The 25,384-nt window shown below is 71.6% G+C and carries 20 protein-coding genes and 1 riboswitch; of the genes, 12 read left to right on the forward strand and 8 right to left on the reverse strand.

Annotated features, from left to right (window positions below; genetic code table 11):
- Positions 1 to 117 precede the first annotated feature (117 nt).
- The 3 genes from AC07DS_RS15715 to AC07DS_RS15725 all read left to right on the forward strand — a co-directional run bounded on the left by AC07DS_RS15715 (position 118) and on the right by AC07DS_RS15725 (position 6,169).
- Complete coding sequence (locus tag AC07DS_RS15715; protein WP_479145622.1) at positions 118 to 2,454, forward strand: glycosyl hydrolase family 95 catalytic domain-containing protein; 2,337 nt, start codon at positions 118 to 120, stop codon at positions 2,452 to 2,454.
- A 172-nt stretch (positions 2,455 to 2,626) separates the two neighbouring features.
- Entirely contained in the window at positions 2,627 to 3,364 is a 738-nt protein-coding gene (locus AC07DS_RS15720; RefSeq protein WP_479145624.1) for a class I SAM-dependent methyltransferase, read from the forward strand.
- A 135-nt stretch (positions 3,365 to 3,499) separates the two neighbouring features.
- Positions 3,500 to 6,169: a SpoIIE family protein phosphatase gene (locus AC07DS_RS15725; RefSeq protein WP_479145626.1), complete on the forward strand. Its 2,670-nt coding sequence runs from the start codon at positions 3,500 to 3,502 to the stop codon at positions 6,167 to 6,169.
- A 70-nt stretch (positions 6,170 to 6,239) separates the two neighbouring features.
- Here the strand turns inward: AC07DS_RS15725 and AC07DS_RS15730 are convergent, their stop codons facing one another.
- Complete coding sequence (locus AC07DS_RS15730) at positions 6,240 to 7,472, reverse strand: FAD-dependent oxidoreductase (RefSeq protein WP_479145628.1); 1,233 nt, start codon at positions 7,470 to 7,472, stop codon at positions 6,240 to 6,242.
- Positions 7,473 to 7,634: 162 nt separating this feature from the next.
- On the opposite strand from AC07DS_RS15730, the gene AC07DS_RS15735 reads away from it, so the two are divergent.
- Entirely contained in the window at positions 7,635 to 8,660 is a 1,026-nt protein-coding gene (locus tag AC07DS_RS15735) for an aldo/keto reductase (protein WP_479145630.1), read from the forward strand.
- Between the two features lie 256 nt (positions 8,661 to 8,916).
- Complete coding sequence (gene fabV / locus AC07DS_RS15740; RefSeq protein WP_479145632.1) at positions 8,917 to 10,116, forward strand: enoyl-[acyl-carrier-protein] reductase FabV; 1,200 nt, start codon at positions 8,917 to 8,919, stop codon at positions 10,114 to 10,116.
- Positions 10,117 to 10,313: 197 nt separating this feature from the next.
- On the opposite strand, the gene AC07DS_RS15745 is transcribed toward fabV, so the two are convergent.
- The gene (locus AC07DS_RS15745; RefSeq protein ID WP_479145634.1) at positions 10,314 to 11,276 is read right to left on the reverse strand and encodes a hypothetical protein; all 963 of its coding nucleotides are present in this window, start codon (positions 11,274 to 11,276) and stop codon (positions 10,314 to 10,316) included.
- Between the two features lie 383 nt (positions 11,277 to 11,659).
- Here AC07DS_RS15745 and AC07DS_RS15750 point away from each other — a divergent pair, with 383 nt between their 5' ends.
- Positions 11,660 to 12,862, forward strand: a complete 1,203-nt coding sequence (locus tag AC07DS_RS15750) for a PP2C family protein-serine/threonine phosphatase (protein WP_479145636.1) — start codon at positions 11,660 to 11,662, stop codon at positions 12,860 to 12,862.
- Positions 12,863 to 12,945: 83 nt separating this feature from the next.
- A riboswitch (guanidine-III (ykkC-III) riboswitch) is annotated at positions 12,946 to 13,013 on the forward strand.
- Between the two features lie 12 nt (positions 13,014 to 13,025).
- Positions 13,026 to 13,904 (forward strand): MBL fold metallo-hydrolase, encoded by an 879-nt coding sequence (locus AC07DS_RS15755; protein WP_479145638.1) that lies wholly within the window; start codon positions 13,026 to 13,028, stop codon positions 13,902 to 13,904.
- A gap of 24 nt (positions 13,905 to 13,928) precedes the next feature.
- On the opposite strand, the gene AC07DS_RS15760 is transcribed toward AC07DS_RS15755, so the two are convergent.
- Genes AC07DS_RS15760 through AC07DS_RS15775 form a run of 4 tightly spaced genes read right to left on the reverse strand, consistent with a single transcriptional unit; the run spans position 13,929 to position 18,778 of the window.
- On the reverse strand, positions 13,929 to 15,071 hold the full coding sequence (locus tag AC07DS_RS15760; protein ID WP_479145639.1) for an XdhC family protein: 1,143 nt from the start codon (positions 15,069 to 15,071) through the stop codon (positions 13,929 to 13,931).
- Positions 15,064 to 17,196 (reverse strand): xanthine dehydrogenase family protein molybdopterin-binding subunit, encoded by a 2,133-nt coding sequence (locus AC07DS_RS15765; protein WP_479145641.1) that lies wholly within the window; start codon positions 17,194 to 17,196, stop codon positions 15,064 to 15,066. The genes AC07DS_RS15760 and AC07DS_RS15765 overlap by 8 nt, the downstream gene beginning before the upstream one ends.
- A complete protein-coding gene (locus AC07DS_RS15770; RefSeq protein ID WP_479145642.1) occupies positions 17,193 to 18,185 on the reverse strand; it encodes an FAD binding domain-containing protein in 993 nt (330 codons plus the stop codon). The genes AC07DS_RS15765 and AC07DS_RS15770 overlap by 4 nt, the downstream gene beginning before the upstream one ends.
- Positions 18,182 to 18,778, reverse strand: a complete 597-nt coding sequence (locus AC07DS_RS15775) for a (2Fe-2S)-binding protein (RefSeq protein WP_479145644.1) — start codon at positions 18,776 to 18,778, stop codon at positions 18,182 to 18,184. Before AC07DS_RS15775 ends, AC07DS_RS15770 begins: the two co-directional genes overlap by 4 nt.
- A 243-nt stretch (positions 18,779 to 19,021) precedes the next feature.
- Between AC07DS_RS15775 and AC07DS_RS15780 the strand changes: the two genes are divergently transcribed.
- From AC07DS_RS15780 to AC07DS_RS15795, 4 genes are all read left to right on the forward strand, one after another.
- Positions 19,022 to 19,597 carry a TetR/AcrR family transcriptional regulator gene (locus tag AC07DS_RS15780; protein WP_479145646.1) on the forward strand — a complete coding sequence of 192 codons (576 nt, stop codon included), beginning with the start codon at positions 19,022 to 19,024 and terminating at the stop codon, positions 19,595 to 19,597.
- 286 nt (positions 19,598 to 19,883) lie between these two features.
- Positions 19,884 to 20,237 carry a hypothetical protein gene (locus AC07DS_RS15785; RefSeq protein ID WP_479145648.1) on the forward strand — a complete coding sequence of 118 codons (354 nt, stop codon included), beginning with the start codon at positions 19,884 to 19,886 and terminating at the stop codon, positions 20,235 to 20,237.
- Positions 20,238 to 20,410: 173 nt separating this feature from the next.
- Positions 20,411 to 21,979: an FAD-dependent monooxygenase gene (locus tag AC07DS_RS15790; RefSeq protein WP_479145650.1), complete on the forward strand. Its 1,569-nt coding sequence runs from the start codon at positions 20,411 to 20,413 to the stop codon at positions 21,977 to 21,979.
- A 162-nt stretch (positions 21,980 to 22,141) separates the two neighbouring features.
- Positions 22,142 to 22,591, forward strand: a complete 450-nt coding sequence (locus AC07DS_RS15795; RefSeq protein WP_479145652.1) for a cytidine/deoxycytidylate deaminase family protein — start codon at positions 22,142 to 22,144, stop codon at positions 22,589 to 22,591.
- 144 nt (positions 22,592 to 22,735) lie between these two features.
- Here the strand turns inward: AC07DS_RS15795 and AC07DS_RS15800 are convergent, their stop codons facing one another.
- Both AC07DS_RS15800 and AC07DS_RS15805 read right to left on the reverse strand, forming a co-directional pair.
- Positions 22,736 to 23,386 (reverse strand): response regulator transcription factor, encoded by a 651-nt coding sequence (locus AC07DS_RS15800; protein WP_479145654.1) that lies wholly within the window; start codon positions 23,384 to 23,386, stop codon positions 22,736 to 22,738.
- 2 nt (positions 23,387 to 23,388) lie between these two features.
- The gene (locus tag AC07DS_RS15805) at positions 23,389 to 24,603 is read right to left on the reverse strand and encodes a sensor histidine kinase (RefSeq protein WP_479145656.1); all 1,215 of its coding nucleotides are present in this window, start codon (positions 24,601 to 24,603) and stop codon (positions 23,389 to 23,391) included.
- Between the two features lie 178 nt (positions 24,604 to 24,781).
- Here AC07DS_RS15805 and AC07DS_RS15810 point away from each other — a divergent pair, with 178 nt between their 5' ends.
- Entirely contained in the window at positions 24,782 to 25,297 is a 516-nt protein-coding gene (locus AC07DS_RS15810; RefSeq protein WP_479145657.1) for a YceI family protein, read from the forward strand.
- Positions 25,298 to 25,384 lie beyond the last annotated feature (87 nt).

A 25,384-nucleotide genomic window follows, 5' to 3' on the forward strand; every position in this document is an offset into this window, starting at 1 on the left:
ACATCGGATGTGTCAGGGACTCGTCGCGGCACAGGCGATTGACACGCCCGTGCATCACTATCTAGGTTCCGCCATACACCCGATGTTTCGACGATCCGTCAGCCCGGGAGGACGACGATGACCTCGCAGCCGGAGAAGTGCTCACCGGTGCCCCGCAGAGCCGTGCTCGGCACCGCGCTGGGCGGAGCGGCAACGGTGGCCCTGCCCGGGCCGGCCCACGCCGGGTTACCCGTACAGGCGACGGGATCCGGCAGACCTGGTCCGACGGAGGCAGCCGTCAGGCGCCCGTGGCGACTGCGCGACACCATGACCACCGACGGCGCCTGGGACCGGTTCCTGCACGGCCAGGACCTGCTGTGGACCAGGATGCCCACCCTCTGGCACGAGGGTCCGTTCCTCGGGGACGGGCTGCTCGGCAGCATGGTGTACCGGGAGCCGGGTGCCAACCAGGTCCGCTTCACCGTCCAGCACGGCCGCGTCCAGGACCACCGGCCCGAGTTCGGCAGCGGCTGGGGCACCTGCCGCCTCCCGGTCGGGCATCTCACGCTCGAACCGGTCGGCACGATCACCGCCGTCGACTGGCGGCTGAGCCTGTGGAGCGCCGAACTCACCGGCACCATCACCACCACTGCGGGAACGCTCACCCTCTCCGCCCTCATCCACGACGAGGTCCTGGCCGCCCGGGTGCTCGCCGCCGGCGGCGAGCGGGTCTCCTGGACCTTCCACGCCGAGGAGGCCGTCAGCCCCCGGCGCATCAGCGAGGTCCCGCCCGCCGGCTACACCGCCAACCCGCCCTGGACCACCCGGACCGCCGCCGACGGCACCGAGCAGGTGCTCCAGCCGCTCACCGGCGGCGGCCAGACCGCCACCGCGTACCGTCGCACCGGCGACGACCTGCTGCTGAGCGTCGGACACAGCTCGCCCTCCGGCACCGCAGCCGAGGCCGCCTCGCTGCGCAACCTCGGGCGCGTCGCGTCGTACAACGCCCTCAGGCGACGGCACCTGCGCTGGTGGCATGCGTTCTACCGCAAGAGCTTCGTCTCCTTCCCCGACCGGCGACTGCAGAGTTTCCACTGGATCCAGCTCTACAAGGTCGCCTCCGCAAGCCGCGCGGGCGGCCCCGTCATGGCCACCTCCGGGCCGTGGCTGGAGCCCACCCCCTGGCCCGCGGTCTGGTGGAACCTCAACGTCCAGCTGGAGTACTGGCTCATCCATGGCTTCAACCACCCGGAACTCGACGCGCTCGCCACCACGCTGCGGCAGAGCCAGGAACAGCTCATCGCCAACGTGCCCGCCGCCTACCGCGCGGACAGCTCCGGGATCGGCCGCAGCTCCGACATGTTCGCCGACCGCGGCGTGGGCGTGCCGGGCAGCGGCGCCGAGACCGGTGACCTCACCTGGGCGCTGCACAACGTGTGGCTGTCCTACCGGCACTCCATGGACAAGGCCCTGCTGCGCGACACGATCTTCCCGGTGCTGCGCCGGGCCATCAACTACTACCTGCACTTCCTCACCCCGGGCAGCGACGGCAGGCTCCACCTGCCGAGCACGCTCTCGCCCGAGTACCCCGTCGTGCCGCCACAGGACACCAACTACGACCTGGCCCTGCTCCGCTGGGGCTGCCGGACACTGATCGAGTCCGCCCGACTGCTGAATATCGACGACGAGTTGATGCCGCGCTGGCAGGAGGTGCTGGCCAGACTCACGCCGTACCCGGTCGACGACAACGGCTTCATGATCGGCGCGGACACGCCGTACGCCCAGTCGCACCGGCACTACTCGCATCTGTTGATGGTGTATCCGCTGTACCTCGTCAACTGGGACCAGCCCGGCAGCCGCGACCTGATCGCGAAGTCGGTGGCCCGGTGGCACGCGCTGACCGGTGCCCACCGGGGCTACAGCTACACCGGGGCCGCCTCGATGTACGCGATGACCGGCGACGGCGACACCGCGATCACCTATCTGCGCAAGTTCTTCGACCCCACGACGCGCTTCCCCTGCCGCGCCAACACGCACTACACCGAGGCCGGTCCGGTCATCGAGACCCCGCTGTCCGCCTCGCAGTCCCTGCACGACATGTTCTGCCAGAGCTGGGGCGGCACGGTCCGGGTCTTCCCGGCCGTCCCGTCCGCCTGGGCGGACGTCACCCTGCACGACTTCCGCACCCAGGGCGCCTTCCTGGTCAGTGCCGTACGCAAGGCGGGGACGACCCGCTTCATACGGATCAGGAGCCTGGCGGGCGAACCGCTCGAGCTGCGGCACGGTCTCAGCGGCACCCTCACCGTGCTGCTGGACGACGGCACCCCGGCCCGCACCCAGGACCTGGGCGACGGCACGCTCGCCATCGACCTGCCCCGGGGCCGCGAGGTGCTCGTCCACTCCGGTGTCCGACCCGAACTCGTCATAGCGCCCGTCGCCGGCGGCGAGCCGGGGCCTGCGTGGGGGCTGCCGTAGCGGCTGCCGGCGCGGCTACGGATCCCGGCGTCAACTGTGCGCAGGACGGACGCACTGTCGGGGGAATCCCCGTGTGCCACGGACTGTCCGGCCGTCTCGTGTGCCACGCTTCCGCCGAGCGCCCTTCCGCAGGAGTCCGGGCCAGGTTCAGCGCAGGAGGCAGCGACCCTTGATGGCCGGCGAAGACCCCCTCGACTGGGACACCACCGCCGCAGCCGGCGCCTACCGGGACCGTGACATGCGGCTGGCCGAGAGGCTGATCTTCCCGGCGGTGCTGCAGCGGTTCGGCCGCAGCCCGGGCCCGGACCGGCTCGTGCTGGACGTCGGCTGCGGCACCGGTGCGATCGCGGCGCAGCTCGCCGGCGGCGGGGAGTGGACGGTCCAGGCGCTCGACCCGTCGGCGTACATGCTGGACTTCGCCCGCGCCGACCGCCCGCACCCGCGTATCTCCTACCGGCTGTTCGACGGCCGCACCCTGCCCTGGCTCGCCGACAACAGCGTCGACGGCGCCGTGTGCGGCCTGGTGTACTGCACCGACCCCGACGACGACCGGCTGGCAGCCCTCACCGCCGAGATCCACCGTGTCCTGCGGCCCGGTGCCCCGTATCTCCTCGCCGACCTCAACCCCGCCGCGACCGGTGTGGTTTTCTCCACCCTGCGCCACGGCGAACCAGGAGCCGTGTACTCCGACGGCGACACCGTGCCCGCGCTGCTGCGGCTGCGCGACGGCACCCCGATGACCAGCGTCACCCACTACCGCTCCCTCGACCGCTACCGGTCCTTCCTGACCGGGGCCGGCTTCCCCTCGCCCACCGTGGACCTGCCCACACTCCGCGTCGAAGCACCCGCAGAACATGACCCTGCGGAGACCAGGACCGCGCCGTACATGATCTTGACGACGCACGCCTGAGGACGCCTGGCTGCGTGAGCGTGGCCCTCCCGGCGCCCCTCGCTGCGTGCGCGCACGCGGGCACGTGACGTGAAGGGCGGGGCAGGGCGGTCGCTCAAGGATGATGGCGCGTTGGAGCCGCGGTTAGATGGGTCTATGGACCGGCGGCCCGGGCGTCTGCGGTCCTGGCAGGGGCTGCGCACCGTCTCCGGCCAGGTCTTCGTCCTGCAGGTCTTCATCATCGTGGTTCTGTTGGCGTCCGCCGTCGTCGCCCTGCTGCTGCAGTCCCGGACGGACGCCGAGCGCGAGGCCCGCAACCGCACGCTCTCGGTGGCCTCGGCCGTCGCCTCGTCCCCGTCGGTACGGCAGGCCCTGGAAGGCCCGAACCCCACCGCCGCGCTCCAGCCGCAGGCCGAGGAGGTCCGCAAGCGCGCCGAGGTGGACTTCATCGTGGTGATGAGTCCGGAGGGTATTCGCTACACCCATCCGAATCCGGCACAGATCGGCGAGCACTACATCGGCAGCATCGCGGCGGCGCAGCACGGTGGCATCGTGACCGAGACCACCACGGGGACGCTGGGCCGCTCGGTGCGGACCGTCGTCCCGGTCACCTCGTCCGACGGGAAGGTCATCGGTCTGGTCTCCGCGGGCATCACGATCAAGCAGGTGAGCGGGGCGGCGGACCGGCAGGTACCGCTCGTCCTGGTCGCGACCGGAGTGGTGCTCCTGGCAGCCACGGCCGGAACCGCGCTGATCAGCAGGCGGCTGCGCCGTCAGACACACGGTCTCGGCCCGGTGCAGATGACACGCATGTACGAGCACCACGACGCCGTCCTCCACGCGGTGCGCGAAGGTGTTCTGATCGTCGATCCGCAAGGCTGTCTGCTTCTGGCCAACGACGAGGCACGACGCCTGCTCGGGCTCGCGGCGGACGTGGAGGGCCGGCCCGTCAGGAGTCTGGGACTCGAGCCGGGCGCGGAGCGGCTGCTGCTGTCCGGTACCGCGACCACGGACCGGGTGATCAGGGTCGGCGACCGGCTGCTGGCGATCAGCCTGCGCCCCATGGCGCAGCAGCCCGGGCCAGGGGGCGCGGTCGCGACCCTGCGGGACACCACGGAGCTCAGCGCGCTGATGGGCCGCGTGGAGGACGTACAGGAACGGCTCAAGCTGCTGTACGACGCCGGCATCCGCATCGGCACGACGCTCAACGTGACCCGTACGGCCGAGGAACTGGCCGAACTGGCCGTGCCCAGGTTCGCCGACTACGTCACCGTCGACCTGGCCGACGCCGTGCTGCGCGGTGAGGAACCGAACCAGGCGAACATGGCGGAGTTGCGGCGTGTCGCCCTGTACGGCATCCGGGAGGACACCCCGCTGTATCCGCCCGGTCACCTCATCCACTTCGACGCCTCCACGCCGCAGGCCTCCGGATTCGGTTCCGGGCGGATGGTGCTGGAGGCCGACATGGGGGCGTTCTCCGGCTGGCAGGCACAGGCCCCCGACCGGGCTCGCCGGCTGGTGGCCCATGGCATTCATTCGATGATCGCGGCTCCGCTCCGGGCACGCGGGGTGGTTCTCGGCGTGGCCACCTTCTGGCGTTCGAAGGAGCCCGCTCCCTTCGGTCCGGAAGACCTGTCGGTGGCGGAAGAGCTGGTCGCCCGTGCCGCGGTGAGCATCGACAACGCCCGCCGTTTCACCCGGGAGCACGCCATGGCCGTCGCGCTGCAGCGCAGTCTGCTGCCGCACGCGCTTCCGGAGCACAGCGCCGTCGAGGTGGCCCATCGTTATCTGCCGGCCGAGGCGGGGCTCGGCGGTGTCGGCGGCGACTGGTTCGACGTCATCCCGCTGCCGGGAGCCCGCGTCGCGTTCGTGGTGGGCGACGTCGTCGGGCACGGTCTGCACGCCGCCGCCACCATGGGGCAACTGCGCACCGCCGTCCACAACTTCTCCACGCTCGACCTGCCGCCCGACGAGTTGCTCTGGTGCCTGGACGAACTCGTCACCCGCATCGACCAGGACCGGGACGACGAGAACAGCGAAGCGCCGACGCTCACGGGTGCCACGTGCCTGTACGCGGTCTACGACCCGGTGTCGGGTCTGTGCACGATGGCCAGAGCCGGCCACCTGGACCCGCTGATCGTGCACCCGGACGGCCGCGCGGACCTGGCCGGGGTGCCGACCGGTCCGCCGCTGGGGCTGGGCGGGCTGCCCTACGAGAAGGCGGAGATACGCCTGCCCGCGGGAAGTGCCGTCGTGCTGTACACCAACGGCCTGATCGAGGAGCGGCAGCGTGACATCGACGAGGGGATCGAGGAGCTGCGCCGCGCCGTCGAACACGCGGGACGGACTCCGGAGGAGATGTGCCAGGCCGTGATGGACGCGCTGCTGCCGACGGCACCACGCGACGACGTGGCTCTGCTGGTCGCTCGTACCCGGCTGCTCGACAGCGGCCGTACCGCGGTCTGGGACGTTCCCTCCGATCCCGCTGCCGTCGCCGGCGTGCGCGCCTGCGCCGGCCGGCTGCTGCACACCTGGGGTCTGGACGAGGAGGCGTTCACCCTGGAACTGATCCTCAGCGAGCTGGTCACCAACGCGATCCGGCACGCGACCGGTCCGATCAGCGTGCGCCTGATCCGCGACCGCACCCTCATCTGCGAAGTGTCCGACGGGAGCAGCGTCTCCCCGCACCTGCGCCGGGCCACCACCATGGACGAGGGCGGCCGCGGCCTCTTCCTCGTGGCCCAGTTCGCCGACCGCTGGGGCACGCGGTACACGCCGGACGGCAAGGTCATCTGGACCGAACAGCAGCTGCCCGTACAGCCCTGACGGCCTCGGCCGGTTCGTGCCGCTGCACAGCGACTTCCAGGCCCCGAGCCTTTTGCGTGACCGTCGGCGGCTAGCGGACGGCCACCGCGGGCGGGCGTTCCCGAAGTGCGCCGTAGCCGATGAAGTACGCCGGCAGGCGCCGCATCCATCGTGATCCGGCGACCCGGCGTGCGAGGCACTGGGCCCGCTCCGGGCTGCCGAGCGGTGGACGGCCCTGCAGGACGGGAGCGATCAGGAGGGCGTGGGCCGTGCGCTGGAGGGCCTGGGTGACGACCGTGGTCGGGAGGCGCCGGCGCTGCACACCGCGTACGTCGCGCAGTCCGACGGTTCCGTTGCGCAGCGGCTGGATCAGATGGCGGGCGGCGGCAACGGCGTCCTGGACCGCGAGGTTGATCCCGATGCCGAAGACCGGGGACATCGCGTGCGCGGCGTCGCCGATGCACAGCAGCCCCGGACGGTGCCAGCGGCGCAGCCGGTCCAGGCGTACGTCCAGGAGCTTGACCTCGTCCCATGAGCACAGGGCGTGCGAGCGGTCGGCGATCCACGGGACAGCCGTGGTGAACTGGGCCAGGAAGCGGTCCAGGCCCGCGGCACGGCGCTGTGCGTCGGTGCCCTTCGGAATGAGTCCGGCGCACTGCCAGTAGTCGCCGCGGTCGATCATCGCGGTCAGGAAGCGGTCCCCGGCGGCGCCGAAGAGTCCACTCGGGTCGCCCTCCTGCCGTGGCAGGCGGAACCACCAGGCGTCCATCGGGCAGGTGAAGCTGCGCAGTCCGAGCTCCGGCCGGGAGCGCGCCAGTGATCCGCGGCCGTCACAGGCGACGGTCAGAGCAGCCCGCAACTCGCCGGTGCGGCCGTCGGCGGTGCGGTAGCGCACCCCGTTGACCCGTCCGGACTCGATCAGGAAGGACGTCGCCTCGGTGTTCATCCTCAGCCGGAAGGACGGCTCGCGCCTGGCCTCGTCCGCGAGCAGCTCCAACAGGTCCCACTGGGGCACCATCGCCACGTAGTTGTACGGTCCGCGCAGCACCGTGAGGTCGGCGACGGTGACCGTCGAGCGGCCGGCTCCGACCGGCAGCTGGACGGTGTTCACCCGGCGCTGCGGCAGCTGGGCGAAGCGTTCGGCCAGCCCCAGGTCGTCCAGGAGGGCCAGGGTGGAGGGGTGGACGGTGTCGCCGCGGAAGTCGCGCAGGAAGTCGCCGTGCTTCTCCAGGACCGTCACCTCGACGCCGGCCCGGGCCAGCAGCAGGGCGAACACCATGCCCGCGGGACCGCCCCCCACCACACAGCACGTGGTTCGTTCCATCGCAGTCCTGCCCTTCACGATCACGAGAGCAGTAATTCATCAGTCGATGAATACTGTACTCCTCGCTGCGACGGCCGACCGGGAAAAGGTGCGCGAAAAGCGCCGCTCGGCGGCCGGAAAGCACTTGCTTCGAGCGCGCTCAAACGATCTAGCGTGGCGGGCATGAGTAACGCCATCGAACAGATCCACAAGGTCCGGCTGGGCAACGACGGCCGCCTCGTGGGCGTGCAGGGCTTCGGCGCCATGGGCATCAGCGACGCGTACGGCGAGACGGACGTCGCGGCGGCCCGCGACACCCTGGAGGCCACTCTCGAGGCGGGTGTCACCCTCATCGACACCGCCGACATGTACGGCTCCGGCGCCAACGAGGAGTTCCTCGCACCGTTCGTGGCCGCGCACCGCGACGAGATCACCCTGGCCACCAAGTTCGGCATCGAACGCCGCGCCGACGACCCGCGCTACCGCGGCATCCGCAACGAGCCCGCCTACGTGAAGAGCGCGGTCGAGGCGAGCCTGCGCCGCCTGGGCGTCGAGGTCATCGACCTGTACTACATGCACCGGCGCGACCCCGCCGTCCCGCTCGCCGAGTCCGTCGGCGCCATGGCCGAGCTGGTGCGGGAGGGCAAGGTCAAGCACCTCGGCCTGAGCGAGGTCACCGGCGCCGAGCTGCGCGAGGCCCACGCCGTGCATCCGATCACCGCGCTGCAGTCGGAGTGGTCGGTCTTCAGCCGGGACGTCGAGCGCAGCGCAGTGGGCGCGGCCGCCGAACTGGGGGTCGCGTTCGTGCCGTACTCGCCGCTGGGCCGTGGCTTCCTGACCGGTGCCTTCGTCGACGCGGGCACAGAACTCTCCAGCAGCGACTTCCGGCAGTACCAGCCGCGCTTCACCGGCGACAACGCCAAGGCGAACGCCGCCCTCCTGGAGCCCCTGCGCAAGATCGCGGCCGGCCACGGCGCCACCACGGCGCAGATCGCCCTCGCCTGGGTGCAGCAGCGGGCCCAGGTGCACGGCCTGACCGTCGTACCGATCCCCGGGACCCGCAAGCGCACCCGCCTCCTGGAGAACGCCGCGGCCACTCGCATCACGCTGACCGCCGACGAACTGGCGCTGCTGGAGCCGATCGCCGCCCAGGTGGCGGGCGACCGCTACCCGGACATGTCGTTCACCTCCGTGGGGCGGGAGGCCTAGGGTCCTTCGTTCCTGAGGGTCTCGGCCGCGATTGCGGGAGGGCCGGTCGCGGCCGGGGCCGGTGGCGGGGTCGAGGCGGACGTTGGTGTCCGACAAGATTTTTTAGCCGACCCTGGCACATGTCGCCACGTCGCCGTACGGGTTGACCGGACAGGATGGAAGCCTGGCCGGCCTGGAGCGGGCCCGACGGCTTCGCCGCCCCCGGCGAAGCCGTCGGGGCGATGACTCCTCAGCATCCTCAGCACGAAGGAAATTGATGACTCTCCGCGAGATCAAACCCGGCAACCGTGGCTTCCTTTACGTCAACTCCCACCCCGAGGGCTGCGCCGCTGTCGTCGACGAGCTGTGGCGGCGCACCCCCGAACCCACCGGCCCGGCCGTCGATGCGGGGCCGGTCGCCCTGATCATCGGCTCCAGCGCCGGCTACGGCCTCGCCGCCACCGTCGCCGCGTTGCGCACCTACGGCATGCGCGGAATCGGCATCGCCTTCGAGGGTCCCGAGACCGAGCGCCGTACCGCCTCCGGCGGCTGGTACCGGACGGCACGCACCGCAGCACTCGCCGGACCGGACGGCGACTTCGCCTTCCTCAACGCAGACGCCTTCTCCGTCGCGGCCAAGGCGCAGGCGCTGGACCACCTCGCCGCCCGGTACGGCAAGGTCGACTACCTCATCTACAGCGTTGCCGCGCCCCGCCGCACCGACCCTGTCACCGGCGAGGTCCACCACTCGGTGATCAAGCCCCTGGGATCCGCCTACCGGGCCAAGACCCTGCAGTTCGACGGCGACACCCCCCTCGTCGGCTCCCTGGAACTCGAGCCCGCCGACGACGCCGAGCTCGACGCGACCGTGCGGGTCATGGGCGGCGCCGACTGGAAGCTGTGGATCGACGCGCTGGCGGACCGTGGCCTCATCCAGGACGGCTTCCACACGGTGGCGCTCTCCTACGTGGGCTCCGACCTGACCGCACCGATCTACCGGGCCGGCACCATCGGCGCGGCCAAGCGGCACCTGGAGGACACCGCGCGCGGCCTCCAGCAGGACTTGGCCCCGCTCGGCGGACAGGCGCACACCGTGGTCGCCGGCGCGGCTGTCACCCAGGCCTCGACCGCCATCCCGTCCATCGCCCTCTACACCAGCCTTCTCCGCGCCGTCCTCGGTGACGACTTCCAGAGCACCGCGCAGCAGGCCGCCGCCCTCTGGCAGCAGCTCACCGGCGCGGCGCCGCTCCAGCTCGACGAGGAGCAGCGGATCCGTCTCGACGGCTGGGAGATGGACGACAAGGTCCAGGACGCCGTCCACGAACGCTGGGCCGCAGCGGCCACCGACACCCTGGCCGAACTCGCGGACACCGACTGGTTCCAGGCTCAGGTCGGCCGGCTCTACGGGTGGCACGTCCCCGGAACCGACTACGACGCCCCGGCCCAGACCACGGTTCCCTGGCCGACCACGAGCTGAGCCCGCACGGGGTCGTCGGGACCCACGTGAGGGCAGCCGCGCGATGGAGTGCGGCCTGATGAGCGACGGCGAGTTCGTCCGTTCGCACGGTCAGGCCGCACCGCTGCTCCCGGATGCTGCCGGCGTTCTCGCTGCTGTCGCCGCAATTCGCCCGCGCCGTAGGGCACTTGGCCCCGGCAGGGGCGGAAGCCCGTTGGTCAGGCGGAGGCCTTGACGGCGTCGCGTGCGGTGGGAAGTCTGCGGGAGCGGACCAGTACCGGCAGCATCGCCGCGCCTGCGGCCACGGCGGCGGCTTGCAGAACGGCCACGAACGCGAGGTTCTCCGGCAGCGACACATCAGTGGGGTGCGCGATCGCGACGTACAGCGTGATCGGCAGCCGCCAGCCGCTCCACGCGAACAGCGAACCGGTCCCGAGCCAGCCGAGTGACAGGGGGACCCAGCGGGGCAGCCGGGCAGGCCGGCCGCGGCTGAGCATCCATGTGGCGGCGGAGGCGACGAGCGCCCACAGTCCCCACACCCCCGTCAGCAACCGTCCGCCGGCTTCCTGGTGCGCGGGACGGGCCACACCGGCCGTGCCGCCGAGCGCCCAGTAGACCCAGACCACGCCGATCGCCGCCGCGACGCCGGCCGCCCACAGCGCGGGCCGTGGGCCGCTCCCGCCGTCGTCTCCGACCCGCCCCTCGAACACTTCCGGCCAACGCCGTCGAAGGTATGCGGGCAGGGCGAGTGCGAGGCCCAGGCCCATCCCCACGAAGCTGATCTGGATCAGCGCCGCTTCCCAACCCGGCATGGCAGGACCCGAGTCCTCGTGGCGCTGCGACGCGTCGCCGGACAGGCCGAGCAGCGGGTCCAGTACGGCATAGGGCAACAAGGGAACGAGGAACCCCGTGCCCACCCAGGCGACGAACGCCACCAGCGGTCCCGGTATCCGCATTCCCCAGGGCCGTACGAGGGCGAGCGCCACGGCGATCCCGATGGCTGCCATGCCGATGGTCACCGTGTTGAGCGCGACCCACCCGGTCAGGCCGAACCCGTCTCCGACGGGCAGCAGCCCCGCCACCGACCCGACCACCCATGAGATCTTGATCAATGCGTAGGGCGCCATCACCAGAGCCGCCCCGTACGCCGCCGGCCGACCCACCCGGTCCAAACGGTCCACCCTGTCCAAACGGCCTACCCGGTTCACCCGGTCCATCGAAGGTCCCCCCTTTCTCCCCTTGGGTGCTCCACCCTCGTCGGCAGCCTCACGCGCCGCGTCACGCGCAGGTCGTATCCCTCTCCCCCGTCCGGCGGACACCGTCCTCCACCCATCACCCGGCCTCCGCCCATGACCCGGCCTCCGGAACATGCCGCCAAGCGGAGCAATCACCGGTGTGCCGGGACCCCGCACAGGAGGCTGGACCTCTTGCAGGGGTCGTGCGATCAGGAGTCCGGTGTGCGAAGGCCGCGTAAGCCGAACCGTCAGGCAAGCCGTCCACCGGCACGGCACGCCTCCCGGGCCGGTCTGGCAGCTCCGACGGCGTGCGCGTGCGGGAGCGCCGGGTGAGGCTCGGGCGTACCCGTCGGGAGCCGGAGGCCGGCATCGCCGTACGGACCCAACTGCCGGCGCCTCCGGCGTGGATGCGCTGGCTTCCTGCGCTGTTCGTCGTGGCCCTTCTGCTGATCGAACCCATCACGCCGGTGGACTGGCCGGTGAGCTTCGCGCTGATCACCGTGCCGCTGCTGGCCGCCTTCACCCAGGGGCCGCGCGCGGTCGCCGCCATCACGCTCTTCGCGGTGCTCCTCGAAGGGGTCCTGGCCGGTACCCCTTGCTGTGCGGGCCGGTCCGTCGGCTATCTGTGGGACCGCCACTACGTGGCCTCCTACATCTGCACGATCCTGGTGGGCGCGATCGCCACGGTCCTGGCTGCCCATCGGACCCGCCGTGAACGCACGCTCGCCGACGTGCGCTTCGTGGCCGAGATCGCGCAGCGCGTGCTGCTGCGACCGGTGCCGCACCGGATCGGCAACCTCCTCCTGGAGAGCCTCTACCTGTCCGCCGCCGCGGAGGCCCGTATCGGCGGCGACCTCTACGAGGCCGTCCCCACCCGGTACGGGGTCCGGCTGCTGATCGGCGACGTCCGCGGCAAGGGTCTGCTCGCGGTCGAGACCGCCGCGACCCTGCTGGGTGCGTTCCGCGAGGCGGCGCACGACGAACCCGATCTGCCCGCCCTGGCCGACCGCGTGGAGATCAGCATGGGCCGCAGGGCGACGCTGCTCGGCGGAAGCGAGGTGGGCGAACGGTTCGTCACCGCAGTCTTCGCCGAGATCCCGGCCGACGGTCATGTGGTCCGCATCGTCAACTGCGGTCATCCGCCGCCGCTCCTCATCCGCTCCGACGAGGTGCACGAACTGGACCGGGGACGGTCGGCACCGCCGTTGAACCTCGGTGTGCTGGTCGGAGAGCCGTACAACGTCGACGTCTACGACTTCCGGCCCGGTGAGCAGCTCTTCCTCTACACGGACGGCATCACGGAGACCCGCGATCCGCACGGCACCTTCTATCCCCTGTCCGAGCGTCTGCGCTCCTGGGGTCCCCTTCCGCCTCGGGAGCTTCTGGAACAGCTCCACCGCGACCTGATGGCCTACAGTCACGACCGCCTCCAGGACGACACCGCGGCGCTCACCGCCTGCCTGCTCGCCGACCAGCCGGCCGCGCCGCCTCCGCCGTCGGGCGGTGTGGAGGGAAGCGACGGGCCGCGGTGATGCCGTCTGCGGTCTCTACGGCACGCACGGCAGGACGTGCGGCTACGGCCACGGGCCCCGTCGGACACCGTGGTAGCGTCCCGTCGGAGGCTCTGACGTGCCTGCCCCGGACGAGATGTGCGCCGTACCCGGCCCGCCAAGACGACGCACGCGCGGAGGCATCGTGGATTCCGGCACGCACCTGATCGACTTCGGCAGCACCCCTCCCCAGGCACGTCCGCTGGACGTGCGGTGGATCCACGGGTCGCCCTCGGCCAAGCACAACACCGACCCGGACATCCAGGTCCACGCCTATGACGAGCACACGTTCATCCTGCGGCAGAACATGGCGGTGCACTACGAGGCGCCGTTCCTGTTCCTGCTCTGCGGCAACGAACGGGCAGTGCTGATCGACACCGGAGCCACCGGTTCCGCCGAGTTCTTCCCGCTGCGCCGGGTGGTCGACGGCCTTCTCGCGGACTGGCTCGCCCGGCACCCCCGCGACGGCTACCAACTGCTGGTGCTGCACACTCATGGGCACGGTGACCACGTCGCCGGTGACGGCCAGTTCACCGACCGCCCCGACACCACGGTGGTGGGCGCCGACCGCGCCGGCGCCTGGTCGTACTTCGGGTTCGACGTGGACCCGGACGCCGTCGCCCGCGTCGACCTGGGCGGCCGGGTGCTGGAGTGCCTGGCCACCCCGGGCCACCACGAGGCGGCCGTCACGTACTACGACCCGGCCACCGGCTTCCTGCTCACCGGCGACAGCGTGTACCCCGGGCGGCTCTACATCGAGGACGTCCCCGCCTTCGCCCGCAGCGTCGACCGTCTGATCGAGTTCGCCGGCCGCCGGCCGGTCACGCATGTGCTCGGCTGTCACATCGAGATGACCACCGAGCCGGGCGTGGACTACCCGGTCCGCATCACCTACCAGCCGGACGAGCCGCCGCTCCAGCTGACCCCGGCTCACCTCCGCAGGATCCGTGACGCGCTCACCGAACTCGACGCCGACCGCACCTGGCGCGCCTACTCCGACTTCGTCCTGTGCCCCCGCGCCTGAGCCCGGCGCGGAGGGCAGTGCCCCTCAGGCGGCCGTAGCCTCGTCACGTCCCCTCTGGTCGTGGTGGATCGGATCCTTCGTGCCGGTCAGGGGAACGCCCGTACCGCCACGTCCGGCGGCGACGATCTCCGCCACGATCGACAGGGCGGTCTCCTCCGGTGTACGGGCGCCGAGGTCGAGGCCGATCGGGGAGCGCAGCCGGGCCAACTCCCGCTCAGTGACGCCCTCTTCCCGCAGCCGCCGGTTTCGTTCCTCGTGGGTGCGGCGCGAGCCCATGGCACCGACGAACGCCACCGGCATCGCGAGGGCCGCCTGCAACAGCGGCACGTCGAACTTCGCGTCGTGGGTGAGCACGCACAGGACGGTACGGGCGTCGGTCGCGGTGCGCCGCAGATAGCGGTGCGGCCAGTCGACGACGACCTCGTCGGCCTCGGGGAAACGGGCCCGCGTGGCGAAGACGGGGCGGGCGTCGCAGACGGTCACGTGGTAGCCGAGGAACTTGCCGGCCCGCGCCAGCGCCGAGGCGAAGTCCACCGCGCCGAAGACGATCATCCGTGGGGGCGGCACGTTCGACTCGACCAGCAGGGCGAGGCCGCCGGGACAGTGCGAGCCGTCCGCGGCGACGTCCACGGTGCCGGTCCGCCCGGCCTCCAGCAGGGCCCGGGCCTCGGCCGCCGCCGTCCGGTCCAGCTGAACGTGACCGCCGAGGCCTCCCTCGTACATACCGTCGGGGCGTACCAGCAGGGCTCGGCCCAGGAGTTCGGCCGGGCCGCGGACGACCCGGGCGAGGGCCGCCGGTTCACCCCGGACCGCGGCCGAGAGAGCCGACGCCAGGACCGTCCGGACGGGCACCTGCCCGGCCACCGGCGTGATCAGCACGTCGATCGTCCCGCCGCAGGTCAGTCCTACGGCGAAGGCGTCCTCGTCGCTGTAGCCGAACCGTTCCGTGACGCTCTCGCCCGTCCCGAGCGACTGCCGGCACAGGTCGTAGACCGCGCCCTCCACGCACCCGCCGGAGACCGAGCCGATGACGGTGCCCCCGCTGTCGACGGCGAGGGCGGCGCCGGGACCACGCGGTGCGCTGCCGCCCACCGCCAGCACGGTGGCGACGGCGAAGTCCCGGCCCTCCTCGACCCAGCGGAACAACTCCTCCGCGATGTCAAGCACTTGGTACCCCGGCCTGGATGACGCGGTCCGGCCGGATGGGCAGGCTGCGGTGGCGTACGCCGGTCGCGTGCCAGACCGCGTTGGCGACGGCGGCCGCGGCGCCCACGACGCCGATCTCTCCGATGCCCTTGATCCCGACCGGATCCCTCGGGTCCGAGTCGTCGATCCAGTCGGCCTCGATGTCCGGTACGTCGGCGTGCGTGGCCACGTGGTAGCCCGCGAGGTCGGCTCCGACGTGGCCGCCCGAGGCGCGGTCCCGGATCGCCTCCTCGTGCAGGGCCATGGAGATGCCCCAGATCATGCCGCCCGTGAACTGGCCGCGTGCCGTGAGCGGGTTGACGATCCGGCCTGCCGCGAAGATGCCGAGCATACGCCGCACGCGCACCTCGCCGGTGGTGACGTCCACGGCCACCTCGGCGAACTGCGCCCCGAAGGAGTGGCGTTCGGCGGGGGCGAGGGCGCCGATGGCCGCGGTGGTGTCCGACCGCACCGTGATGCCCTCCGCGGGGATGCCGGTGCCCAGCACCAGCCGGTCGCGCAGCTCGTCGGCCGCTGCCGTGACCGCCCATGCCCAGGAGCGGGTGCCCATGGACCCGCCGGCGATCATGGCCGGTCCGAAGTCGCTGTCGCCGATGCGTACATGGACCCGTTCCGGGGGCACGCGCAGCGCGTCCGCGGCGACCAGGGTGAGTGCGGTACGGGCCCCGGTGCCGATGTCGGCCGCGGCGATCCGGACGGTGAAGCTGCCGTCCTGGTGCGCGGTCACGGCCGCCGTGGACGGCATGGCACCCGCGTGGAAGGAGGCCGCCGCGGTGCCGGTGCCCAGCAGCCAGCGACCGTCCCGGCGCAGGCCCGGACGCGGGTCCCGGTCGGCCCAGCCGAACCGGCGCGCGCCCTCGCGGAAGCAGGCGGGCAGATTGCGGCCTGCGAAGGGCAGGCCGGAGACCGGCCCCTTGTCGGGTTCGTTGCGCAGGCGCAGCTCGATCGGGTCGATCCCGCACTGCTCGGCGAGTTCGTCGAGCGCCGCCTCCAGCGCGAACGAACCCGGTGCCTCTCCCGGGGCGCGCATCCACGTCGGGGTCGGTACGTCGAGCCGTACGACCCGGTTGGCGGTGTGGTGGGCGTCGGCGTCGTACATCACCCGGGCCACCCCGGCGCTCGGTTCGACGAACTCGTGCACGGTCGAGGTGAGGCTGACCGAGCGGTGCTCCAGTGCGCGCAGCCGTCCGTCGGCGTCGGCGCCGAGCCTGACACGCTGGACGGTGGGGCTGCGGTAGCCCGCGAGCGAGAACATCTGGCGGCGGGTCAGGACCACTCTTACCGGACGTTGCAGTACGGTCGCGGCCATCACGGCGGCCACCTGGTGGGCGCGGACGCCCTTGCTGCCGAAGCCTCCGCCGACGTGTTCGGAGCGTACGTGCACCGAGGCCGGGTCGAGCGAGAAGAGGCTCGCGAGTTCGCCGACGACCCAGGTGGTGCCCTGGTTGGAGTCGACCACCTCGAGCCGGCCGCCGTCCCAGCGGACGGTCGCCGCGTGCGGTTCCATCGGGTTGTGATGCTCTTCGGGGGTGGTGTACTCGGTGTCCAGGACGACGGCCGACGCGGCGAGTTCGGCGTCGAGGTCCCCCTTCTCCGTCACTGCCGGCATATGGCCGTCCAGCGGGTAGGCGTCCGGGTGCTCGCCCGTGAAGTCGACGTCGTGGGGCTCCTGTTCGTAGTGCACCACGAGCGCCTCGGCGGCCTCCCTGGCCTGCTCGGACGTCTCGGCGACGACCAGTGCCACCGGCCAGCCCAGGTGCGGAACCCGGTCGTGCTGGAAGACGGCGCAGGTCAAGTCGGGCTTCGAGCCCATCAGGCCGACATAGTCGGTCTCGACGCGCGGGGCGTTGCGGTGGTCCAGGACGGCCAGGACGCCGGGGAGTTCGAGGACGGCAGCGGTGTCGATCTCGCGGATGCGGCCGCGGGCGATCGTGGACAGCACCAGCCAGCCGTGCGCGAGGTCGGCGAAGGGGACCTCGCCCGCGTAGCGGGCCGCTCCGGTGACCTTGTCCCGGCCCTCCACGCGGGTGTGCGCGGTGCCGACGGAGGGTGCCGGTGTGGGTGTCCCGGTGGTGACGGTGGTCATCGGGCGGCCTCCTCGGCGAGTTCGGTCAGCACGGCCACCACGAGGTTGCGCATCAGGGTCACCTTGTAGCCGTTGTGCGTCAGCGGCCGCGCGGCCGTCAGCTCGGCGTCTGCCGCCGCGGCGTAGGTGTCGGCAGCGGCCGGCGCGCCGGCCAGGACCCGTTCGGCCGCGACGGCCCGCCACGGGCGGGAGGCGACCGCGCCGAGCGCCAGACGGACGTCCTGGACGACGCCGTCACGGATGTCGAGGGCGGCGGCGACCGAGCCGATGGCGAACGCGTACGAGGCGCGCTCGCGCACCTTGCGGTAGCGGGAGTTGGCGGCCGCGGGAGTGGGCGGCAGGGTGACGCCGGTGATCAGCGCGCCGGGCGGCAGGGCGGTCTCACGGTGCGGGGTGTCACCGACAGGCAGGTAGAACTCACCGAGGGGCAACCGGCCCGGCCCGTCCGCGGTTTCGTACGATACGACGGCGTCGAAGGCGGTGAGTGCGACGGCCATGTCGGAGGGGTGTACGGCCACGCAGTGCTCGGATGCGCCGAGGATCGCGTGGTTGTGGTGTTCGCCCTCGATGGCGGGGCAACCGCTGCCGGGGACACGCCTGTTGCAGGGCTTGGTGACATCGGTGAAGTAGCTGCAGCGGGTGCGCTGGAGCAGGTTTCCGCCGACCGTGGCCATGTTGCGGAGCTGTCCGGACGCGCCGGCCAGCACCGCTTGGGCCAGCGCCGGGTAGCGGCGCCGGACTTCGGGGTGCGCGGCCAGTTCGCCGTTGGTGACGGTGGCGCCGATGCGCAGACCGCCCTGCGGCGTCGACTCGATCTCGTCCAGCGGGAGTTCCCGGATGTCGACGAGTCGGGCGGGGCGTTCGACACCGGCCTTCATGAGGTCGACCAGGTTGGTGCCGCCGCCGAGGAAGCGTGTGTCCGGATCGGCGCCGAGCAGCGCGACGGCACCGGCGACGTCGGAGGCTCGCTGATAACCGAATTCCCTCATGCCACAGCCTCCTTGGTCTCGGCCTCGGAGCCGATGCGCGCCGCCGAGGCCGTTCCGGTGTCCGTACCGGCCTCGGCCGCCCGGGCCACCGCCTCGACGATGGAGACGTACGCGCCACAGCGGCACAGATTGCCGCTCATCCGCTCGCGGATCTCGCCGGCGGTCAGAGGTGGTGGTCCCGCTTCGGGCCGTACGTCGTCGGTGACCGCGCTCGGCCAGCCCGCCGCGTGCTCCTGGATCATCCCGATCGCCGAACAGATCTGTCCGGGAGTGCAGTAGCCGCACTGGAAGCCGTCCAGGTCGAGGAAGGCCTGCTGCACGGGGTGCAACTGCTCTCCGTCGGCGACGCCTTCGATGGTGGTGATCTCCCGGCCCTCGGCCGCGACGGCCAGTTGCAGGCAGGCGACGGTCCGACGCCCGTCGAGCAGGACGGTGCAGGCACCGCACTGGCCCTGGTCACAGCCCTTCTTGGTGCCGGTCAGATCGAGGCGCTCGCGCAGTGCGTCGAGCAGCGTGGTGCGGTGGTCGACGGGCAGCGTGTACTTCTCGCCGTTGATCTTCAGGGTGATGACACTGGACGTCGGTAAAGCCATGAACAACTTCTTTCGCTTTCCAGGACGGTTGTGGAGAGTGCGTCGAGCAGGCCGCTGCCGGGGTGGGAAATCGAAGGTGCGGGATGCTTGGGCCGAAGAAGGTGGCAACTGCTGACTGCCCCAGGGCGGCGTCCACGGCTACCGTGGACACAACCGGACAGCTGTCCGCTACCCGAGGAACCTATACGGACAGCTGTCCGGTTAGCAAGGGCGGGGTTCGGCCAGAACCCCTGAGGAGGACGAGTGCCACAGAAGAAGGCCCCGCTGCGGTCCGACGCACAGCGCAACCGCGAGCGCATCCTGGAAGTGGCACTCGTCGAGCTGACGCGCAGCGCGGACACCCCGCTCAGCGTGATCGCCAAGAAGGCCGGTGTCGGGCAGGGCACGTTCTACCGCAACTTCCCCAACCGCGAGGCGCTCGTCCTCGAGATCTACCGCCACGAGATGCGGCAGGTCGCCGGCAGCGCGGCTCAGTTGCTCGACACCCGGGCGCCCGAGCAGGCCCTGCGCGCCTGGATGGACCGGCTCGCCGAGTTCGCCATGGCCAAGGCCGGCCTGGCCGACGCGATACGTCAGGCCACCAGCACACCGGGAAGCCCGGCGAAGCCGGCCCACACGCCGGTGACCGCCGCGGCGGAACTCCTGCTCCGGGCCAACGAGAAGGCGGGCACGATCCGCCCCGGCGTGACGGCGGAGGACTTCTTCCTCGCCATCGCGGGTCTGTGGCAGCTCGACCCGCACGAGGACTGGCAGGCACGGGCGGCCTGGCTCCTCGACTTCGTCATGGACGGTCTGCGGACGGTGGCGCCCGGCCGGTGAAGGACGCTCAGCCCGCGGCGGTCCGGCCGAGGCGGTGTCACGCGCGGCCCTCGGCCGACATCGCTCCCCGCTCCCGCAGCCGGGCGGCGACCTGCTGTTGTCCGCCGCGGGACGCCGACCGGAGCGCCGACCCGACCGCCGACCGGGCCGCCGACCGGGCCGCCGACCGGGAGCGCGTCCGAACGGGTGACAGCGGAACGCTTCTGCTGCGACGTTCCGCATGCGAGGTGCTCGCCGGGAGCAGGGCTGCAGATGACCTTGGTCGTCCTCTCGAAACGAGAACTCCGTGCGTCTTTGGAACCCCGTCGCCGCCGTCTGCGGTGCCATCGCCCTGACCGCCGTCCTGGCCACGCCCGCCCAGGCCGCCACCGGCGATTTCGGCTACCAGTTCATCGGCCTGAACGGCCGGCCCCAGGCGGCCGCCCTGCACGACCCGCCGAGCGGTGAGTGCGTCACCCTGCCCGAAGTCGCGGACCCGGGCGCCTCCGAGCCCGCCTTCGCCCCGCACAACAACACCGACGAGTTCGCCGTCGTCTTCACCGGCTCCGACTGCACGGGCGCCTCCTGGACCCTGCGCCCCCACGGCAACCCGGCCACGGACCGCCTGAAGCTCCGCTCGGTGATCTTCCTCAGGCCCTGACCTTCTCGACCAGGGCCCCGGCACGCGGGGCCCTCCCCATGCTTCCCGCATTGCGGCCCGCCACCGGGCGCGGATCATTGATCTCATGACGGCTCAGGCCCAGATCCCGGGACGGCATCGCCGACGGACACCGGGAGCCTTGACGGTTCCGGGGTGAGCAGGAGGAACTCGACATGGCCGTGGCGAACGCCGAGGTGGAGGTGCTGATCGTCGGCGGCGGTCCGGTCGGGCTCACCGCCCGGGCGCTGCTGGAACGCTGGGGCGTGCGAGTGCTGCTGGTCGAGAGGCACCACGAGCTGTCACCGTTCCCACGGTCCCGGCTCGTCAACGTGCGCTCGATGGAGATCTACCGCCAGCTGGGGCTCGCCGACAGGATCGCTGCCCGCGCGTTCGCACCGGAATACGGCCGCATCCGCTTCCGCGACACCCTGCACGAGCGGGACTTCGCCACGGCGGCGATGGTCGGGGTCAACGCGCCGGTTCCCGAAAGCCCTGTGATCGGCGTGGTCACCTCGCAGGATCGCCTGGAACCCGCCCTGCTCGCCGCGGCAGAGGCGGAAGTGCGGTTCGGGGTCGAACTCGTCGGCCTGGCGGAAGAGGCCGAGGGCGTCGTGGCCCTGCTCTCCGACCGCCGACGCGGTGTGGAGACGCGCGTCCGTGCCCGTTACGTACTCGCCGCCGACGGCGCGAGCTCCACCGTCCGGCCGCTGCTCGGGATCGGCACCGCGGGCCCCGGAGCACTGGGCGGCTTCACCACCATCGTGTTCGACGCCGACCTCAGCCGCTGGTGCGCGCACCGGCCCGCCGGGGTCTACTTCACCCCGCACGGCTCCTTCGCCCCGCTCTACCCCGAAGGAGGCTGGGCCTGGTTCGGTGCCACACCCGAACACGGCACGGAGGCCGACTGGCCCGGCGTCGTCGCACGTGCCCTCGGACCCGGAGCGGACGTGGAAGCCGAGGTGCTGCGGGTCCAGCACTGGGTGATGAACGCGTTCGTCGCCGAGCGCTTCCTGCACGGCCGGACCCTGCTGGCCGGTGACGCCGCGCACGCACTGCCCACCATCGGCGGCCTGGGCATGAACACCGGCCTCGCCGACGTGCACAACCTGTGCTGGAAACTGGCGGGCGTGCTCCGCGGCTGGGCCGAACCAGGCCTGCTGGAAACCTACGAGAGGGAACGCCACCCCGTCGCCCTTCGCACGCTCCGGCAGGCGGTTGCCAACACCGAGCTCATGGTCCACGTACAGACCAGGCGCCGCGACCAGCTCGCGGCCGGCGAACCGATGTCGTCCGAGATCGAACTCCCCTGGTCGGAAAGGTACTTCGCCCAACTGGGTCTCCTACTCGGCGTCACCTACCGTTCCCCGGCCGTCCTCACGGGCAACAGTGCCCCGCCCGAACCGTCCGACGGAGACACGGACTACGTCCCCACCGCGGAGCCCGGCCACCGCATGCCCCACTTCTGGCTCGCACCCGGCCGCTCCACGCTCGACGCCCTCGGCGAGTGGTTCACCGTGCTCACCCCGGACCCCGCCCACTGGGACCGGCACACCGACGCACGATGGCCGGTGCGCGTCGAACCTCTTCCGAGGGAGCACGCCGACCTCTGCGGCATCCACCCGAGGGGAGCGCTCCTCGTCCGGCCCGACGGTCACATCGGCGCCCGCTGGCAGGACCGCCCGTCGACCGACGGCACCCTCCCTCGCGCGCTCGCCTCGATCACCCGCTCGGCACCCTCCTGACAGCCGACCCCGGCACCTGGTCGGCCACGGGAGTCGGACTCCGGCAATGACGGCGAGCGCACGCCCGATCGTCCGGCGGAACAAGCACCACGCCGATATTCGCTTGCGCACCGGCGTCACCCGGGTCAACGTCGCCTGGCACCCTGACGAAGGCGGAGAAGAATGACCACGCCGACCCACCGCGTCGACCACGAACTCATCGAGGCCGCGGCCCATGTCGCCCGCACCCGCTGCCGGGGCGACAACCACACCATGGCAGCCGCCGCCCGCGCCAAGGACGGCCGGATCATCACCGCGCTGAACGCCTACCACTTCACAGGAGGTCCCTGCGCAGAACTCGTCCTCATCGGCGCGGCAGCCGCCCAGGGGGCCTACGGCCTGGAGACGATCGTCGCCGTGGGCGACCGCGACCGGGGGGTTGTTCCGCCGTGCGGGCGGTGCCGTCAGGTCCTTCTCGACTACTTCCCGGCCCTCGAGGTCATCGTCGGCGCAGGCGACCGCATCCGCAGCGTCCTCATCACCGACTTGCTGCCCGAGAGCTATGTGTGGGCCGACCACCAGCTGGACGCGGAGCAGCCCGCGTCGGACGGGCTGGAGCCGGGGGCGCAGTAGGCAGAATTCGTTGCCCTCCTGGCCGGCAGGCAGGCCGACCATACGTGCTGCGCGATCGCGGCTTGTCGGGCGGGGATCGCTCCTGCCAGGCAGTGCCGGACGGTCGCCAGTCGGCGGTCGGCCCGGCACCGGCCGCGCTCGGCCTCAGGTGTCGGTGATCCCCGCGTCGTGGGCGAGAAGGCCCGCCTGGGTGCGGTTGACGCAGCCCAGTTTGTCCAGCATCCGCGAGACATAGCCCTTGATCGTGGCCTCGGAGAGGTAAAGCCGCGCCGCGATCTGCGCGTTCGACAGGCCCTCGCCGACACCGGCCAGCACCTGGACCTCCCGCTCGGTCAGCGAGCCGACCAGTTCGCGGGCGCGGTCGCGGGCCGAGAGCTTGTCCGTCGAGGCGGCGATGAGCCGGCGGGCGGCGGAGGGCGACAGCACGGTATGACCCTGGGCGGCGGTCCGCACGAGACCAATCAGCTCCTCCGGCGGGGTGGACTTCACCAGGAAGCCGGTCGCCCCGGCCCGCAGTGCCCGCAGCACGTACTGGTCAGCGTCGAACGTGGTCAGTACCACGATGTTCGGCGGGCCGGCCAGCTCGCTGATGCGCTGGATCGCGGTCAGCCCGTCCATGCCCGGCATGCGCAGGTCCATCAGGACGACGTCCGGACGGCTGCGCAGGACAGCCTCGACACCGGCCGCACCGTCGTGCGCCTCGTCGACAACCTCGATGTCCGGGGCCGAGCCAAGGATGGTGCGCAGGAACTCGCACACCATCGGCTCGTCGTCCACCACCACTACCCGGGTCATGCTCACAACTCCGATTTCGCGGTCGGGACGAACGCGGGCAGCGTCGCCTCGACGCTGAACCCGCCGTCGGAACAGGGTTCGGCACGCAATGTGCCGCGCACCAGCTCGATGCGCTGCCACAGTCGGGCGATTCCGAGACCGGAGCCGGTGCCGGCGAGGGCGCTGCGGGGGCCGCCGTTCGGTGGCGTGTTACGGACCGTCAGCCGCAGCTGAGCGTTGCCGTACTCCACACGCACGCTCACGCGGGCGCCGGGAGCATGCTTGCGTACGTTGGTCAGTGCCTCGCGCAGCACACGATAGGCGGTGCGCCCGACCACGGGTGAGGCCAGCGCCGGGTCGCCCTTCTCGATCAGTTCCGTCGGTATCCCCACGGCCACGGACTCGGCGACCAGATCGGCGAAGCCCGCCACCGACGGTGTCCGGTCGCCCTCCGGCGCGGTGCGCAGAATGCCGACCAGGTCCCGCAGTTCCTCCAGTGCCTGGCAGCCCGCGGCTCGCAGGTCCTCCGCCGCTCGCCGGGTGGGCTCGTCCGGTGCCGTCACCTTGAGAGCACCGGCCTGCAGCACCATCAGGCTCACTCGGTGGGTGACCACGTCATGCATCTCACCGGCGAGCCGGGCTCGTTCGTCGGTGCGGGCCTGCTCGGCCAGCAGATGACGCTCCCGTTCGGCGCGCTCGGCGCGCTCGACCAGGGCCCGCATCAGTCTGCGGCGGGTGTCGAAGTAGAGCGCCAGCAGCGGCCCGACGGCGGTTCGCAGCAGCCCGATCGTCATGTTCGGGACGGACGGCTCCCAGGGCCGCATGACGACGAGAGTGAACGTGGCGAGCACCAAGTACGCGGTGTGGCGGTTCCGTTGGTAGAAGATCGGGCCGTAGGCGGCGAGCACGGTGGAGAGGGGCGCCCACACCTGGCCCTCGTGAGCCGGTGTCAGCACCCCCGCCGGTGAGACCAGCAGCGTCACCGCGAGCGTGTACGCGCCGAGCACGCCGACGACGGTCAGCGGAGCGGTGCGCCGGGCGGCGAGCGAGGCGCAGGCGAGCGCCTGCACGCCCAGCATGACCCAGGCGAGTGTCCCCGGGTGGACGGGCCACCAGGTGGCTCCGGTCAGTGTCAGGCCGCTGTCGAGCAGCACGAAGGCGGCCGCGATCACGACGTCCACGGCGAGCCGGTGCCGGCGATACCACGGCCCGTCACACGCCCCCCGGTCGTCGGTCATAAGGCTCACGGTAGGCCATCCGCCTCAGGTACCCGCCCCGGCCGGCAGCACTGAATACCTCCGCCTCGGGCCGACCCTACGAAAGTCGTATGCCTGCCTCCTCGGGCAAGCCATCGTCGGGTGAGGAGCCAACCGCCGGCCCTGCCGCACCGTATGCCCACCGCCGTGGAATGGGGGCATGGATACGACAAGCGACATCATCACGACGACGCCCTGGCTCGGCCGCTACACGATCGCCACAGACCGTTCGTCCCTCTCGTTCAAGAGCAGACACGTCTTCGGCCTCCTGCCGGTGCGCGGCACCTTCGCGATCCGCGGTGGCAGCATCGAGGTGGCCGAACCGCTCTCCGGGTCACGTCTGCACGCGGAGGTCGACGCGCCGAGTTTCCGCACGGGCAACGCCCGACGGGACGCCGCCGTACGGTCGGCGAAGTTCCTGGACACAGACCGGTACCCGCTGATCACATTCACTTCCGACCGGGTGGATACCGCGGCTGTCTCCGGCACGCTGACCGTGTGCGGCGTCTCCCGGGCGGTCAGTCTTTCGCTCGTGCGCTGCGAGGTGCTCGCGGATGCCTTCACCGTCCGTGCCACCGCACGGATCGATCGCACCGAGTTCGGTGTGACGGCGGCCCGCGGCATGGCCGGACGCCACCTCGACCTGAACTTGGAGATCCGTTGCGTCCGCGGCTGACGCCCACGGCCGTGCGGCGGGCGATCAAAGGCGGCCATGACTGACGCGGTCGTGGTGGAGGACCTGCAGCTGGATGAGGGTGAACCG

Source organism: Streptomyces sp. NPDC044064 (genome assembly GCF_056434245.1).